1 protein-coding gene is annotated in these 297 nt (G+C 34.0%); it reads right to left on the bottom strand.

Features of this window, described 5'->3' with window-relative positions; all coding sequences use genetic code 11:
* Nucleotides 1-297 (bottom strand): condensation domain-containing protein (locus ACSG5Z_RS30865; RefSeq protein WP_435712858.1); only part of this gene is annotated, 297 nt, incomplete at both ends.

Below are 297 nucleotides of genomic sequence, written 5' to 3'. Positions count from 1 at the left end.
AGCATATACATCGAAACATTCTCTTGTTCACATACTTGTTTCAAAGACTCTTTCATTTTATTATCTAACTTCATTTCAAATACTGTAGCTCTATTTGTACTTTGATGATTCTTACTAAAATCTAAAGGAAGATTTAGTATAGGAAGCGGTGCTGCAAGTTCGGCCATCCAATAATATTTTTCTGTATCCCACCGACCTAATTTTAACTGCTTCTGTTCCCACTCAACATAATCTACATATCGATTAGAAATAGTTGGCAACTCAGGATTTCTTCGTTTAGCAAAGGCACTATATACC

The sequence above is a fragment of the Bacillus pretiosus genome (assembly GCF_051294775.1).
In the GTDB taxonomy this organism is placed as follows: Bacteria; Bacillota; Bacilli; order Bacillales; family Bacillaceae_G; genus Bacillus_A; species Bacillus_A wiedmannii.
The sequence above is the reverse complement of the archived record's forward strand: the minus strand, read 5'-3'. Positions and strand labels throughout refer to the sequence as shown.